This is a genomic window from Isoptericola halotolerans (assembly GCF_045689585.1).
Taxonomy (GTDB): domain Bacteria; phylum Actinomycetota; class Actinomycetes; order Actinomycetales; family Cellulomonadaceae; genus Isoptericola; species Isoptericola halotolerans_B.
Window position 1 is genome coordinate 3,067,879 of sequence record NZ_CP140108.1, and the last position, 13,565, is coordinate 3,081,443.

At 73.2% G+C, this 13,565-nt stretch carries 14 protein-coding genes; 12 read left to right on the top strand and 2 right to left on the bottom strand.

The genetic code is table 11. From position 1 onward, the window contains the following. Nucleotides 1-39 precede the first annotated feature (39 nt). The 10 genes from rpsD (at nucleotide 40) to aroB (ending at nucleotide 9,814) form a co-directional block, all read left to right on the top strand. Nucleotides 40-666, top strand: coding sequence for a 30S ribosomal protein S4 (gene rpsD, locus UQW22_RS14340; protein ID WP_407317754.1), 627 nt, complete (start codon nucleotides 40-42; stop codon nucleotides 664-666). Nucleotides 667-763: 97 nt separating this feature from the next. Then, nucleotides 764-1,147 (top strand): DUF948 domain-containing protein, encoded by a 384-nt coding sequence (locus UQW22_RS14345; protein WP_407317755.1) that lies wholly within the window; start codon nucleotides 764-766, stop codon nucleotides 1,145-1,147. Further along, nucleotides 1,144-1,512, top strand: coding sequence for a hypothetical protein (locus tag UQW22_RS14350; protein ID WP_407317756.1), 369 nt, complete (start codon nucleotides 1,144-1,146; stop codon nucleotides 1,510-1,512). The genes UQW22_RS14345 and UQW22_RS14350 overlap by 4 nt, the downstream gene beginning before the upstream one ends. Nucleotides 1,513-1,594: 82 nt before the next feature. Next, on the top strand, nucleotides 1,595-4,291 hold the full coding sequence (gene alaS / locus UQW22_RS14355; RefSeq protein WP_407317757.1) for an alanine--tRNA ligase: 2,697 nt from the start codon (nucleotides 1,595-1,597) through the stop codon (nucleotides 4,289-4,291). Then, nucleotides 4,284-4,784 (top strand): Holliday junction resolvase RuvX, encoded by a 501-nt coding sequence (ruvX, locus tag UQW22_RS14360; RefSeq protein ID WP_407317758.1) that lies wholly within the window; start codon nucleotides 4,284-4,286, stop codon nucleotides 4,782-4,784. The genes alaS and ruvX overlap by 8 nt, the downstream gene beginning before the upstream one ends. Nucleotides 4,785-4,828: 44 nt before the next feature. After that, on the top strand, nucleotides 4,829-5,986 hold the full coding sequence (gene mltG / locus UQW22_RS14365; RefSeq protein WP_407317759.1) for an endolytic transglycosylase MltG: 1,158 nt from the start codon (nucleotides 4,829-4,831) through the stop codon (nucleotides 5,984-5,986). Next, nucleotides 5,986-6,867, top strand: coding sequence for a shikimate dehydrogenase (locus tag UQW22_RS14370; protein ID WP_407317760.1), 882 nt, complete (start codon nucleotides 5,986-5,988; stop codon nucleotides 6,865-6,867). Before mltG ends, UQW22_RS14370 begins: the two co-directional genes overlap by 1 nt. 66 nt (nucleotides 6,868-6,933) lie before the next feature. Then, nucleotides 6,934-8,151, top strand: coding sequence for a chorismate synthase (gene aroC / locus UQW22_RS14375; protein ID WP_407317762.1), 1,218 nt, complete (start codon nucleotides 6,934-6,936; stop codon nucleotides 8,149-8,151). Beyond that, entirely contained in the window at nucleotides 8,148-8,675 is a 528-nt protein-coding gene (locus UQW22_RS14380; protein ID WP_407317763.1) for a shikimate kinase, read from the top strand. Before aroC ends, UQW22_RS14380 begins: the two co-directional genes overlap by 4 nt. Continuing rightward, entirely contained in the window at nucleotides 8,672-9,814 is a 1,143-nt protein-coding gene (gene aroB / locus UQW22_RS14385) for a 3-dehydroquinate synthase (RefSeq protein ID WP_407317764.1), read from the top strand. Before UQW22_RS14380 ends, aroB begins: the two co-directional genes overlap by 4 nt. A 57-nt stretch (nucleotides 9,815-9,871) precedes the next feature. Here the strand turns inward: aroB and UQW22_RS14390 are convergent, their stop codons facing one another. Both UQW22_RS14390 and UQW22_RS14395 read right to left on the bottom strand, forming a co-directional pair. Next, nucleotides 9,872-10,681, bottom strand: a complete 810-nt coding sequence (locus UQW22_RS14390) for a glycerophosphodiester phosphodiesterase (RefSeq protein WP_407317765.1) — start codon at nucleotides 10,679-10,681, stop codon at nucleotides 9,872-9,874. Further along, on the bottom strand, nucleotides 10,678-11,685 hold the full coding sequence (locus UQW22_RS14395) for an alpha/beta hydrolase (protein WP_407317766.1): 1,008 nt from the start codon (nucleotides 11,683-11,685) through the stop codon (nucleotides 10,678-10,680). Before UQW22_RS14395 ends, UQW22_RS14390 begins: the two co-directional genes overlap by 4 nt. 99 nt (nucleotides 11,686-11,784) lie before the next feature. Between UQW22_RS14395 and UQW22_RS14400 the strand changes: the two genes are divergently transcribed. Beyond that, on the top strand, nucleotides 11,785-13,164 hold the full coding sequence (locus UQW22_RS14400; RefSeq protein ID WP_407317767.1) for an MFS transporter: 1,380 nt from the start codon (nucleotides 11,785-11,787) through the stop codon (nucleotides 13,162-13,164). 43 nt (nucleotides 13,165-13,207) lie between these two features. Further along, a complete protein-coding gene (locus UQW22_RS14405; protein WP_407317768.1) occupies nucleotides 13,208-13,561 on the top strand; it encodes an iron chaperone in 354 nt (117 codons plus the stop codon). Nucleotides 13,562-13,565 lie beyond the last annotated feature (4 nt).

Genomic DNA, 13,565 nt, shown 5'->3' on the forward strand with positions numbered 1-13,565 from the left:
GTGTGACCTCACCATCCCACGACAGGACAGGAAGCAACTGTGACTGCAGTCACCAAGTCGCGCCGCCAGGTGCGCCTGAGCCGCAAGCTCGGCATCCCGCTGACGCCGAAGGCCGTCAAGCACTTCGAGAAGCGGCCGTACCCCCCGGGCGAGCACGGCCGCGCCCGCCGCCGCACCGAGTCCGACTACGCGGTGCGTCTGCGCGAGAAGCAGCGTCTGCGCGCCCAGTACGCGCTGCGCGAGAAGCAGCTCCTCAAGGTCTACGAGGTCGCCCGCAAGCACCCCGGTCTGACCGGTGAGGTCATGGTCGAGGACCTCGAGACCCGCCTGGACGCCCTCGTCCTGCGCAGCGGTTTCGCCCGCACGATCCTGCAGGCGCGCCAGGCCGTCACGCATCGCCACATCCTCGTGGACGGCAAGATCGTGGACCGCCCGTCGTTCCGCGTGAAGCCCGGCCAGACCCTCCAGGTCAAGGCCAAGTCGCAGGCCACGACGCCGTTCCAGGTCGCTGCCGCCGGCGCCCACCGTGACGTCCTGCCGGAGCTCCCGGGCTACCTGGACGTCAGCCTGGAGAAGCTGTCGGCCACGCTGACGCGCGCCCCGAAGCGCGCCGAGGTCCCCGTCACCTGCGAGGTCCAGCTGGTCGTCGAGTACTACGCTCGCTGATCCCGCTGCACCATGGCACGCCGGACGCCCCGCCCCCGCCAGGGAGCGGGGCGTCCGGCGTATAAGGTGGCCGAGCACCCGATCGAGGAGATGACAGATGTCCGTTGGGGACGTGGCGGGCCTGGTCGCCGCCTTCGCGTTCGTGCTGCTCGTCGGATTCCTGGCCGTTCCGCTGGTCAAGCTCGGCCGGGCCTTCGACGAGACGACGCGTTCCATCCGCGAGCTCACCGAGCACTCGGTGCCGATCCTGGACGAGGCGGCCACCACGGTGGCGTCCACCAACGACCAGCTCGTCAAGGTCGACACGATCACGACGTCCGCGGCACAGGTCAGCGAGAACGTGTCCGCGCTCACCGGGCTGTACGCCTCCACGCTGGGCCGCCCGCTGGTCAAGGTCGCGGCGTTCTCCTACGGGGTGCGCCAGGCGTTCGGCACCGCCTGGCGCCGGCAGGCCTCCGACGACGGTGGTGACGCCCGGTGATTCGTCGCCTGTTCTGGGTCGGGGTCGGGGTCACCGTCACGGTCGTCGTGATCCGCCAGGGCCGGCGCGTCGTGGCGCACTACACCCCGGAGGCGGTCGCCGACCGCGCCGCGGAGATCGGTCGGACGGCGTCACGCCGGACCGGCACGTTCCTGGGCTCGTTCCGCGCCGAGTTCGCCGCCGCCCGGGACGCGCGCGAGGCCGAGCTGGTCGCGGCGCTGCTGGCCGAGGGCCAGCCGCACCCGGACGACGTCCGGGCCGCCCGCGGGACGTCCCACGGACGCCATGCCGCGCGCGGGGGCGAGGCTCCCGACCCGGAGGCCCAGATCGAGGCCGACGAGGACGAGCTCGGGTATTCGTTCTGAGCCGCGCCCGCACCGGGGGATAATCCTGGGCAGGGCCGCCTGACCGTCGTCGGGCACATTCGACCACTTCACGAAGGACATCATGCGTACCGCCGAGATCCGCAAGCGTTGGCTCGACTACTTCGAGTCCAAGGGGCACACGATCGTGCCGAGCGTCCCCCTGGTCTCGCCGGATCCGACGATCCTGTTCACGATCGCCGGCATGGTGCCCTTCATCCCGTACATCCTGGGCACCGAGAAGGCACCGTGGCCGCGCGCCGCGAGCGTGCAGAAGTGCATCCGCACCAACGACATCGAGAACGTGGGCCGCACGACCCGGCACGGCACGTTCTTCCAGATGAACGGCAACTTCTCGTTCGGCGACTACTTCAAGCGCGAGGCCGTCGACTTCGCCTGGGACCTGCTGACCTCCGACCAGGCATCGGGCGGCTACGGCCTCGACGGCGACCGGCTGTGGGTCACGATCTGGGAGAAGGACGACGAGGCCTACGACGCCCTGACCCAGGGTGTCGGGCTCGACCCGCGGCACATCGTGCGCCTGCCCCGCGAGGAGAACTTCTGGGACACCGGCCAGCCCGGCCCGGCGGGACCCTGTGCCGAGTGGCACTACGACCGTGGCCCGGCCTACGGCCCCGAGGCCGAGGGCGGCATCGTGGACCCCGGCGGTGACCGGTACCTGGAGATCTGGAACCTCGTGTTCGACCAGTTCGTCCGCGGCGAGGGGCAGGGCAAGGACTACCCGTTGCTCGGTGAGCTCGAGCACAAGAGCATCGACACCGGCGCCGGCCTGGAGCGCATCGCCTACCTGCTGCAGGGCAAGGAGAACCTCTACGAGATCGACGAGGTCTACCCCGTCATCGAGACGGTCGAGGAGATGTCCGGCAAGCGGTACGGCGCGGACGGCGAGGACGACGTCCGGATGCGCGTCGTCGCCGACCACGTGCGCTCGGCGCTCATGGTCATCGGGGACGGCGTGAGCCCGTCGAACGAGGGGCGCGGCTACGTGCTGCGGCGACTGATCCGCCGTGCGGTGCGCTCGGTGCGCCTGCTCGGTGTCGAGGACGAGGCGCTCCCCGCGCTGCTGCCGGTGTCGAAGGACGCGATGAAGGCCTCCTACCCGGAGCTGGAGACCGAGTTCGCCCGGATCAGCCAGGTCGCCTATGGCGAGGAGGAGGCGTTCCGGCGCACCCTGACCTCGGGCACCACGATCCTGGACACCGCGGTCTCTCGCGCGAAGAAGCAGGCCGACGGCGGTGCGGCGGTCCTCGGCGGCGACGAGGCGTTCCGGCTGCACGACACCTACGGGTTCCCGATCGACCTGACGCTCGAGATGGCGGCCGAGCAGGGCGTCCAGGTCGACGAGAAGGCGTTCCGCTCCCTGATGACGGAGCAGAAGCAGCGAGCGCGCGCCGACGCCCTGGCGAAGAAGACCGGCCACGCCGACCTGCGCGCCTACGAGTCGCTGCAGAAGGACCTCAGCTCCCCGGTGGCGTTCCTCGGGTACACGGACACCCAGGCCGCGGTGCACGTCGAGGGTCTGCTGGTCGACGGCGTCCCGGCGCCGACGGCGACCGCCCCGGCGGACGTCGAGATCGTCCTGGACCGCACCCCGTTCTATGCGGAGGCGGGTGGCCAGCTCGCCGACCAGGGCACGATCGCGCTGGACACGGGAGCGATCGTCGAGGTCGACGACGTCCAGCGCCCGGTCGCAGGCCTGTCCGTGCACCGGGGGCGGCTCGTGGAGGGCACCGTGACCGTCGGTGACCCGGGCACGGCCACGATCGACGCGGGTCGTCGGGTGGCGATCAGCCGCGCGCACTCGGCCACGCACATGATCCACAAGGCGTTGCACGAGCTCGTCGGCCCGGACCGGACCCAGGCCGGCTCGGAGAACGCCCCGAGCCGCATCCGGTTCGACTTCCGTTCGCCCTCGGCGGTGCCGTCCTCGGCGCTGTCCGAGATCGAGGAGCGGGTCAACTCCCGGCTCACGGAGAACCTCGAGGTCACCGACGCGACGATGTCGCTCTCGGCGGCGCGCGAGCTGGGCGCGATGGCGTTGTTCGGCGAGAAGTACGGCGACAACGTGCGCGTCGTGTCCATCGGCGGCGACTGGTCGCGCGAGCTGTGCGGCGGTACCCACGTGCGTGCCACCGGCGAGCTCGGGCGGGTGGCGCTGCTCGGTGAGTCGTCCATCGGCTCGGGCGTGCGTCGCGTCGACGCCCTCGTGGGGGACGGGGCATACGGCTTCCACGCCAAGGAGCACGCCCTGGTCGGCCAGCTGACGGGCATGCTCAACGCGCGCCCCGACGAGCTCACGGAGCGAGTCGGGTCGCTCGTGGCGCGCCTGAAGGAGACCGAGAAGGAGCTGGCCGGCCTGCGGCAGGGCCAGCTCCTGGCGGTGGCCGGTTCGCTGGCCTCCGGTGCGCCGCACGTGGGCGACGTCCGCGTGGTCGCGCACGACGCGGGCACGGTCGGCTCGGCGGACGACCTGCGGGCGCTCGCGCTCGACGTGCGCGGTCGGCTCGGTGACGCCGCCCCCGCGGTGGTCGCCGTGGCCGGGGTCGCGAACGACCGTCCGCTCGTGGTGGTCGCGACCAACGCGGGCGCCCGCGACGCCGGGCTGCGCGCCGGGGACTTCGTCAAGTCCGCGGCCAAGGTCCTCGGCGGTGGCGGAGGCGGCAAGCCGGATCTCGCCCAGGGTGGCGGCTCGGACGCCACGGCGGTGCCGCAGGCGCTCGAGGGTGTGTCGGCGGGCGTGCGCGAGACCGTCGGTGCCTGACCTGCCGCGCGGTGCCCGGCTCGGTGTCGACGTCGGCAAGGCCCGGATCGGTCTGGCAGCCTCCGACCCGGACGGGTTGATCGCCTCTCCCGTGGAGACGGTCCCTCGGGTCCTCAAGGTGCCGACGTCGGCGGAGGGCGGTCAGACCGTCACCGCCGACGTCGCGCGCATCGCCGCCGAGGCGACCGAGAGGTTCGCGGCGGTGGTCTACGTGGGGCTGCCGCGCCACCTGTCGGGCCACGAGGGTGCGGCGACCGCGGACGCCCGGGGGTTCGCGGTGCGACTCGCCCGCGAGATCGCCCCTGTCCCGGTGCACCTGGTCGATGAGAGAATGACCACGGTGACGGCTCACGCCCACCTGCGTGCGGCAGGTAAGAAAACTGCCAAGCATAGACCAGTGATCGATCAGGCGGCAGCCGTTATCATTCTGCAACACGCACTCGACGTGGAGCGGGCGACGGCCGGTCGGGCCGGCGAGCACGTCGAGCCGTGAGGTACTGATGACCACTGGACGAACGACCGAAGGATGATTCCGGCGTGACGGACCTCTTCGAGCCATCGACGGCAGAACGGCCCGCGGCCCTCCCGTCGCGGGGCCGCTCCGCGGCGAGCAAGCGGGCCGCGCGCAAGCGTCGCCGTCGCCGTCAGCAGCGCACGGCCACCGTGCTGGTGCTCGTGCTCGCGCTGCTCGGTGCCGGTGGGTACTTCTTCTGGGACCGCATCAGCGGCTCGCTCGGCGGGCTCGACCTGACGATGGGGCTCGGCGGGGCGCCGGAGGACTACGAGGGGCCCGGCGTGGACCCGGTCCAGGTCATCATCCCCGAGGGAGCCACCGGCTCGATGATGGGGACCGTCCTGGCGGAGGCCGACGTGGTCGCCAGCACGGGCGCCTTCACCGAGGCGTTCGAGAGCTCGCCCGCGGCCTCGAGCATCCAGCCGGGCACGTACGAGCTGTACACGCAGATGAGCGCGGCGGGCGCGGTCGAGGCGCTGCTGACCAACGAGAAGGTCGAGACCGAGGTCACGATCCCCGAGGGCTACACCGTCGAGCAGGTGGTCGACCGCGTCGCGTCCGTCACGGAGTTCTCGCGCGAGGAGCTCGAGGAGGCGCTGGGCGACCCGAAGGCCATCGGTCTGCCCAAGGCGGCGGGGGACAGCCCCGAGGGGTGGCTGTTCCCCAAGACCTACAACGTGCAGCCCGACGACACCGCCGTCGACCTGCTGGCCACGATGGTGGACCAGACCAAGGCCGAGCTCGACTCTCTCGGGGTGGACAGCGGCGACCGCCAGGACGTGCTGACCAAGGCCTCGCTGGTGGAGAAGGAGGCCCCGGAGGGCTTCCGCGGAGAGGTCGCCCGCGTCATCGAGAACCGGCTCGAGATCGGTGAGGCGCTGTACCTCGACGCCAGCAACGCCTACGGGCTCGGCAAGCCGGCGCACGAGATCACCAAGTCCGAGTTCGCCGACGAGTCCGACCCGTACAACCTCCGGGTGCACACCGGCCTGCCCCCCACACCCATCGCCAACCCCGGTGCGGCGTCCGTCGAGGCGGTCGTCGACCCGCCGGAGGGCAGCTGGCGGTGGTACGTGACGGTCGACCTGGACACGGGCGAGACCAAGTTCACCGACAACTACAACGAGTTCCTGGAGTTCCGCGCCGAGTACCAGGAGTGGGCCGCGGAGAACGGCTACTGATGTCGGGGATCCGCCGTGCGGCCGTCGTCGGTCATCCCGTGGGCCACTCGCTGTCCCCGGTGCTGCACACCGCCGCCTACGACGCGCTGGGCCTGGAGGGCTGGGAGTACTCGGCCGTCGACACCACGGTCGACCGTCTGGGCGAGCTCGTGCGCGGTCTGGATCTCGGCTGGGCCGGGCTGAGCGTCACCATGCCGCTCAAGCACGCCGTGATGGAGCGCGTGGACCATGTCGACCCGCTGGCCCGGGCCGTCGGCGCCGTGAACACCGTGCTGGTCGCCCCGTCGCAGTGCGGCGTCACGCTGACAGGGACCAACACCGACGTGCACGGCCTGGTCGAAGCCGTCCGGGAGGGCCTCGCCGAGCGGCACGGCACCCGCCAGGTGCCGGTTCGTGACGCCGTCGTGCTCGGCGGGGGAGCGACGGCGGCGTCGACGCTCGCCGCGCTCGGCGAGCTGGGCTGCACGAGCCCGCTCGTGCTCGTGCGCAGCATGGCGCGCACCGCCGGGCTGCAGGAGGCCGCCGCGCGCATGGGCGTCACCCCGCGCTTCGAGGCGCTCGAGCCCGTCGCCGCGTCGGCGGCGCTCGCCCGGGCCGACGTGGTCGTGTCCACCATGCCGGCGCACGCCGCCGACCCGGTGGCGCACGCCCTGCAGGATAAGGGCGTGCGGCCGGGCGGCGTGCTGCTCGACGTCGTCTACGACCCGCGGCCGACCGCCCTGGCCCAGGCGTGGTCGGCGAACGGCGGGACCGTCGTCGGCGGCGAGCGCATGCTGCTGCACCAGGCCGTGGAACAGGTGCGCCTCATGACGGGTCGTCCCGGGCCCGTGGCGGCCATGGACGCCGCCCTGCAGGACGTCCTGGCCGCCGAGGCCGACTGAGCACGGGGCGTCCGGAATCCGGCCGCCCGTCCCGCGGGCCGGGACGGGCGTGAAAGAATCGCGACCATGCTGCGCTGGTTGACCTCGGGAGAGTCGCACGGTCAGGCCCTCGTCGGGGTGATGGAGGGTCTGCCCGCGGGGGTGGAGCTCGTCACCTCCGACATCCAGGACGCCCTGGCCCGCCGTCGCCTCGGCTACGGCCGTGGTGCGCGGATGAAGTTCGAGAAGGACGCCGTGCGGGTCCTGGGCGGGTTGCGCCACGGCGTCACGCAGGGCGGTCCGCTCGCCATCGAGGTCGGCAACACCGAGTGGCCCAAGTGGCTCGACGTGATGTCCGCGGACCCGGTGCCGCCCGAGGCGCTCAAGGTCGACGCCGGCACCGGCGACGAGCGCGAGATCGCACGGAACCGGCCCCTGACCCGGCCGCGACCCGGCCACGCGGACCTGGTGGGCATGCGCAAGTACGGGTTCGACGACGCGCGCCCGGTCCTCGAGCGTGCGAGCGCGCGCGAGACGGCCACCCGGGTAGCGCTCGGTGTGGCCGCGGCGAAGTTCCTCGAGCAGGCGCTCGGCGTCCGCCTCGTCAGCCACGTGACGTCCATCGGCCCCGTCGAGGTCCCCGAGGACGCGGACCTGCCCACGCCGGACGACGTCGCGGCGCTGGACGCCGACCCGGTGCGCTGCTTCGACTCCGCCACGAGCGAGGCGATGGTGGCCGAGATCGACGCGTGCCGCAAGGACGGCGACACCCTGGGCGGTGTGGTCGAGGTGCTCGCCTACGGCGTCCCGACCGGACTCGGCACCTACGCCCACTCCGACCGCCGTCTCGACGCGCGCCTGGCCGCCACGCTCATGGGCATCCAGGCCATCAAGGGCGTCGCCGTCGGCGACGGTTTCCGCACCGCGCAGCGCCGCGGCTCGGCCGCGCACGACGAGATCGAGCGCGACGGCGACGGCCGGATCCGGCGCCGCTCGAACCGGGCGGGCGGCATCGAGGGCGGCATGTCCAACGGCGAGGTGGTGCGCGTCTCGGCGGCCATGAAGCCGATCTCCACGGTGCCGCGCGCCCTGGCCACCGTCGACGTCGCGACCGGCGAGGCCGTGACGGCCCACCACCAGCGCTCGGACGTGTGCGCCGTGCCGCCGGCCGCCGTCGTCGCCGAGGCGATGGTGGCGCTCGAGCTGGCCCAGGCCGTGCTGGAGAAGTTCGGCGGCGACTCGGTGGCCGAGGTCCGCCGCAACGCCGAGGCCTACCTCGCCGCCATCCCGGAGCTGCTGCGATGACCGAGGCGCAGCCGCTGCTGGTGCTGATCGGCCCGCCCGGCAGCGGCAAGACGACGGTCGGCACGATCCTCGCGCGGCGGATGGCCACGGACTTCCGGGACACCGACACCGACGTCGAGGACGCGGCGGGCAAGTCCGTCGCGGACATCTTCGTCGAGGACGGCGAGCCCCACTTCCGTGCGCTGGAGCGCGAGGCCGTCACGACGGCGCTGGCCACGCACGCGGGCGTGCTCGCCCTCGGCGGCGGCGCGGTGATGGACTCCCACACGCAGAGCGCGCTGGAGGGCTACGCGGCGGGCGGCGGCGTCGTCGTCTTCCTGGACGTCTCGCTCGCCCATGCGGCCCCCCGGGTCGGCTTCAACCAGGCCCGCCCGCTGCTCGTCGGTAACCCTCGGGCGCGCTGGGCCGAGCTCATGGAGGCGCGCCGGCCCACGTACGAACGCCTGGCCACGGTGCACGTGCTCTCCGACGGGCGCACGGCGCACGAGACGGCCGACCAGATCCACCAGGAGGTACAGGCATGACGGTCCGGGTGACGGTGAACGGTGACCAGCCCTACGAGGTGGTCGTCGGACGGCACCTGCTCGGGGAGCTGCCCGCGCTGCTGGGGCCGGAGGTGCGTCGGGTGCTGGTCATGCACCCGGCGTCCCTGGAGGCCACGGGCGACGCGGTCCGCGAGGACCTGGTCGCGCAGGGCTACGAGGCGTTCGCCGCGGAGCTGCCCGACGCCGAGGAGCAGAAGACGGCCCAGGTCGCCGCGTTCTGCTGGCAGGTGATGGGCCAGGCCGACTTCACCCGCTCCGACGCGATCGTGTCGGTCGGCGGTGGCGCGACGACCGACCTGGCCGGGTTCGTGGCCGCCACGTGGCTGCGGGGCATCAAGGTCGTGCACGTGCCGACCACGCTGCTGGCGATGGTCGACGCCGCCGTCGGCGGCAAGACGGGCATCAACACCGCCGAGGGCAAGAACCTCGTGGGCGCCTTCCACCCGCCGGCCGGCGTGCTGTGCGACCTGGCCGCGCTGGAGTCCCTGGACCGCTGGGACCTGGTGGCCGGCCTCGCCGAGGTGATCAAGACCGGCTTCATCGCCGACGAGCGCATCCTGGAGCTCGCCGCGGAGCACGCCGACGCCCTGCGCGAGTGGGCCGGCGCCGACGCCTCCGAGGAGACCTGGGCCGTGCTGACCGAGCTGATCGAGCGCTCGGTGCGGGTCAAGGCCCGGGTGGTGGGGGAGGACCTCACCGAGCAGGGGCTGCGCGAGATCCTCAACTACGGACACACCCTCGGTCACGCGATCGAGCTCGTCGAGCGCTACCAGCTGCGCCACGGGGCCGCCGTGGCCGTCGGCATGGTGTTCGCCGCCGAGCTGGGGCGCCTCGGCGGCAAGCTGGACGACGCCGTCGTGGACCGGCACCGCGAGATCCTCACGGCCGTCGGGCTGCCCACCACGTACCGGGGTGACCGCTGGGACCAGCTCCTCGCCGCGATGCGCCGCGACAAGAAGGCCCGCGGCGACCTGCTGCGCTTCGTCGTCCTGGACGACGTCGCCAAGCCGGTGCGCCTCGAGGGCCCCGACCCCACCGTCCTGGCCGCCGCCTACGCGGAGATCTCCAAGGAGCCGCCTTCGGGCAACCCGGGCGTGCCCGTCCAGCTCACCCCCTGAGCGCCGAGCGTTGTGGGTATGAGATCTCCCGCCGATCCCGGTCGCGGACGGTAGATCTCATACCCACAGCCCGCGCTGGCGCAGCACCTCGCGCAGCAGGTCCGCACGGTCGGTGACCAGCCCGTCCACCCCCAGGTCGAGCAGTCGGCGCATCTCGGCGGGCTCGTCGACCGTCCACACGTGCACGTACCGCCCCGCGCGGTGCGCCGCGGCGACCGTCCGGGCGTCGACGATTGTCAGGCCGTCCTCGGCCACGGGGACCTGCAGGGCGTCCACGCGGCGCAGGGCGCGGCGCACCAGCGGGGGGACGCGCAGCCGGGCGCCCACCAGGAAACCGACCACCTCGCCGCGCCCCGCGCTGGTTGCCGCGGGCCGGGACAACCGGTCCAGCGTGGCCCGACGACGCCGCGGGGAGAACGACGTGACGCACACGCGGTCGTGGCTCGCCGTCGCCTCGATCGCCGCCGCGACCGGCTCGATGCCCGAGTCGCCCTTGACGTCGATGTTGACGCGCAGGTCCGGCCAGGTGCCCAGGACGTCGGCCAGCAGCGGCACGGGTTCCGTGCCACCGATGCGCGCCGTGCGGACCTGCTCCCAGGACAGGTCCGCCACCAGGCCCGAGCCGTCGGTGGTGCGGTCGAGCGACTCGTCGTGCAGGGCGACGGCCACCCCGTCGCGCGTGCCGTGGGCGTCGGTCTCCACGTACCGGTAGCCGAGCTCGACCGCCGCGGCGAAGGCCGCCATCGAGTTCTCCAGGTTCGCGTCGCCGTGGGAGAAGCCGCGGTGCGCCAGGGCCGCGACCGGTGGACGGCCGGTGGGCCCGGGCACGCCGAAGTACGGGTGCAGGGACGGTGCCGCGGCGCTCATCCCGCCACCGCCGGCAGCCGATCGGCGAGGAAGCCCGTGAGGGCCTCCAGGTACTCCTGGCGCGGGCCGTCCGCCGAGAGGGCCAGGTCGTGCACCCCGCCGTCGACGACCACCTGCGTCACGTCACAGCCCAGCCGCGGCGCGAGCCGGGCGATCTGCCGCGTGTCGAGCACCGTGTCCTGCCGGTCGAGGCCCGGGTTGTCGGGGCTGTCCGGGCCCGAGGCCGCGGACCGCGCGACCAGCACGGGACCGCCGAGTTCCAGGCCGCGGGCCAGACGCAGCTGCGCGCGGCGCACCGCCCGCAGCCACGCGGCACGGGCCGGCTGTCCCTCGGGCTTCTTCAGGCGCGTGTCGAAGCACCACCGCCCGCCGTTGTCCAGGTGCTGATAGGTGGCGTAGACCGAGGGGTGGGTGCTCACGACCGCCAGCGGGCGCAGCCGGCCGAGCACTCCCAGCACGCCGGTGTTGACCTGCCGGGAGAGCCAGGAACCGGCCAGGTCCAGGAACGGCGAGTTCAGCACGACGGCGTCGGGCCCGTCCGCCCCGCGCGCGTGCGCCCACATCGACGTGGTCAGCGCACCGGTGGAGTGGGCGTGCACCGCGACCGGCAGGTCCGGCTCGGCGGCGCGGACCTGGCGGAGCGCCGCGTCCAGGTCGACGCCGAACTCCCGCAGGGACGTGGTGAAGTGCGGCGGCACCCCCGCCTCGGCGCGGGCGTCGGCGGCCGGGCGCAGCAGCGAGCGACCGGCGCGCCGCAGGTCCACCGCGTAGAGGACGTGCCCCGCTTCGTGCAGGGCGTCCGCCAGATGGTCCTGGAAGAAGTAGTCGTTGTAGCCGTGCACGTGCAGCACGACGCCCCGCGGCGCGGCCGGGCGCTCGGTACGCCGCACGAGCGTCGCGGGCCCGAGAGGCGCGGACACGAAGCCGTCGAGCAGCGGGTCGGGCTCCCAGGCGGGCCGCCCGGCGGGCTCGTCGGGCGGCGGGACGTCGGGCAGCGCTGGCACGCAGGTACCGTACGTCGCCGGGCACGAGGTCCGCGCGGTGGCGGCCGCGACCGCGAGCCGCTACCCGCCGTTCACCCGGATGCGGCAGACTCGGCGCCCATGAGCGACCCCACGCCGACGAAGCCGTCGGGACCTGCGTCCGGCGACCACCCCTTCGAGGCGTTGCCCACGGCCGAACGCCGCCGTCGGGTGCGGTCCTGGGCCCTGTGGGACTGGGCCACCCAGCCGTTCAACACGGTCGTGCTCACCTTCGTCTTCACCGCCCTGTACCTCACGCAGGACTCGTTCGTGGACCCGGCCGTCGTGGCCCTCGGCGAGGACGACCCCGCCTACGAGCGGGCGCTCGCGGGCCTGACCAGCGCCCTGGGCGCCTGGATCGCCGTCGGCGGCCTCCTGGTCGCGCTCCTCGCTCCCGTGCTGGGCCGGCGGGCGGACGTCACCGGGCGGCGCAAGGCCTGGCTCGGCGCCGGCACCATCCTGCTGGTGGTGTGCATGTTCGGCCTCGGCCTCGTGCGCGCCGACCCCGCCTACTTCGTGCTGGGCGCGGCGCTGATCTCGCTGGGCAGCGTCGCCAGCGAGATCGCCGGCGTGAACTACAACGCGATGCTCACCCAGGTGTCCACACCGCGCACGATCGGCAAGGTCTCGGGGCTCGGCTGGGGGCTCGGGTACGTCGGCGGCATCGTCGCGCTCGTGGTGGTCGTCGTCGCGCAGCAGCTCGACTTCTTCGGCATGCCCACCGACGACGGGCTCGGCTACCGGGCGATCGCCGTCGGCTGCGGCCTGTGGGCGGTCGCGTTCGCCTGGCCCCTGTTCCGCAACGTCCCCGAGGCGCCGCCGGCGGCGGACCGGCCCCGGGTCGGCTTCTTCGCGGGATACGTCGAGCTGTGGCACGACGTCGTCCGGCTGTTCCGCACGTCGCGCACCACGTTCTGGTTCCTGCTGGCCAGCGCCGTCTACCGCGACGGGCTGGCCGGCGTCTTCACCTTCGGCGCGATCGTGGCGGCCGTGTCGTTCCGCTTCGCCGACGACCAGGTCATCCTCTTCGGCATCGCCGCCAACCTGCTCGCCGGGGCCAGCACGATCGTCGCGGGCCGCCTCGACGACCGGCTCGGCGCCCGCCGGGTGATCGTCTGGTCGCTCGCCGCGCTGGTGACCTGCGGCCTCGTCGTCGTCGCGCTGCACCCCCTCGGAGCCGTCGTGTTCTGGGTGGCAGGGCTGGCGCTCACCTGCTTCGTCGGGCCCGCCCAGACCGCCTCGCGGTCGTTCCTCGCCCGGCTGACCCCCGCCGGGCAGGAGTCGGAGATCTTCGGCCTGTACGCCACCACGGGGCGCGCCGTGTCGTTCCTGACGCCGATGCTGTGGGGCACGGTCATCGCGCTGACCGGAGCGACGATCTGGGGCGTGCTCGGCATCGTCGCCGTGCTGCTGACCGGGCTGGTCCTCATGCTCGTGGTGACCGACCGCGCCGACGCCTGACCGCGCGCGGGCGCAGCCCGGCCCGATGGCCCACCATGGGGCCATGGGCGAGGTCAGCGAGTACGTCGAGTCCCTCGACGGTGCCGCGCAGGAGGCGGTCGGCCGCATCCTGGCGCGAGCACGGTCGCTCGTACCAGACGCCGAGGAGGGCACCGGCTACGGTATGCCCGCGCTGCGCTACGGCGGCAGCCCGCTGATCAGCGTGGTCGAGACGAGGAAGCACGTCGGCGTCTATCCGTTCAGCCCATCCGTGATCGAGGCGCTCGCGGACGACCTCCGGGGGTACCACGTGACCAAGGGGTCGATCGGCTTCCAGCCTGACCGGCCGCTGCCGGACCACGTCGTCGACCGTCTCGTGGCGCTGCGTCGCGACGAGATCGACGCGATGCGGTCGTAACCGC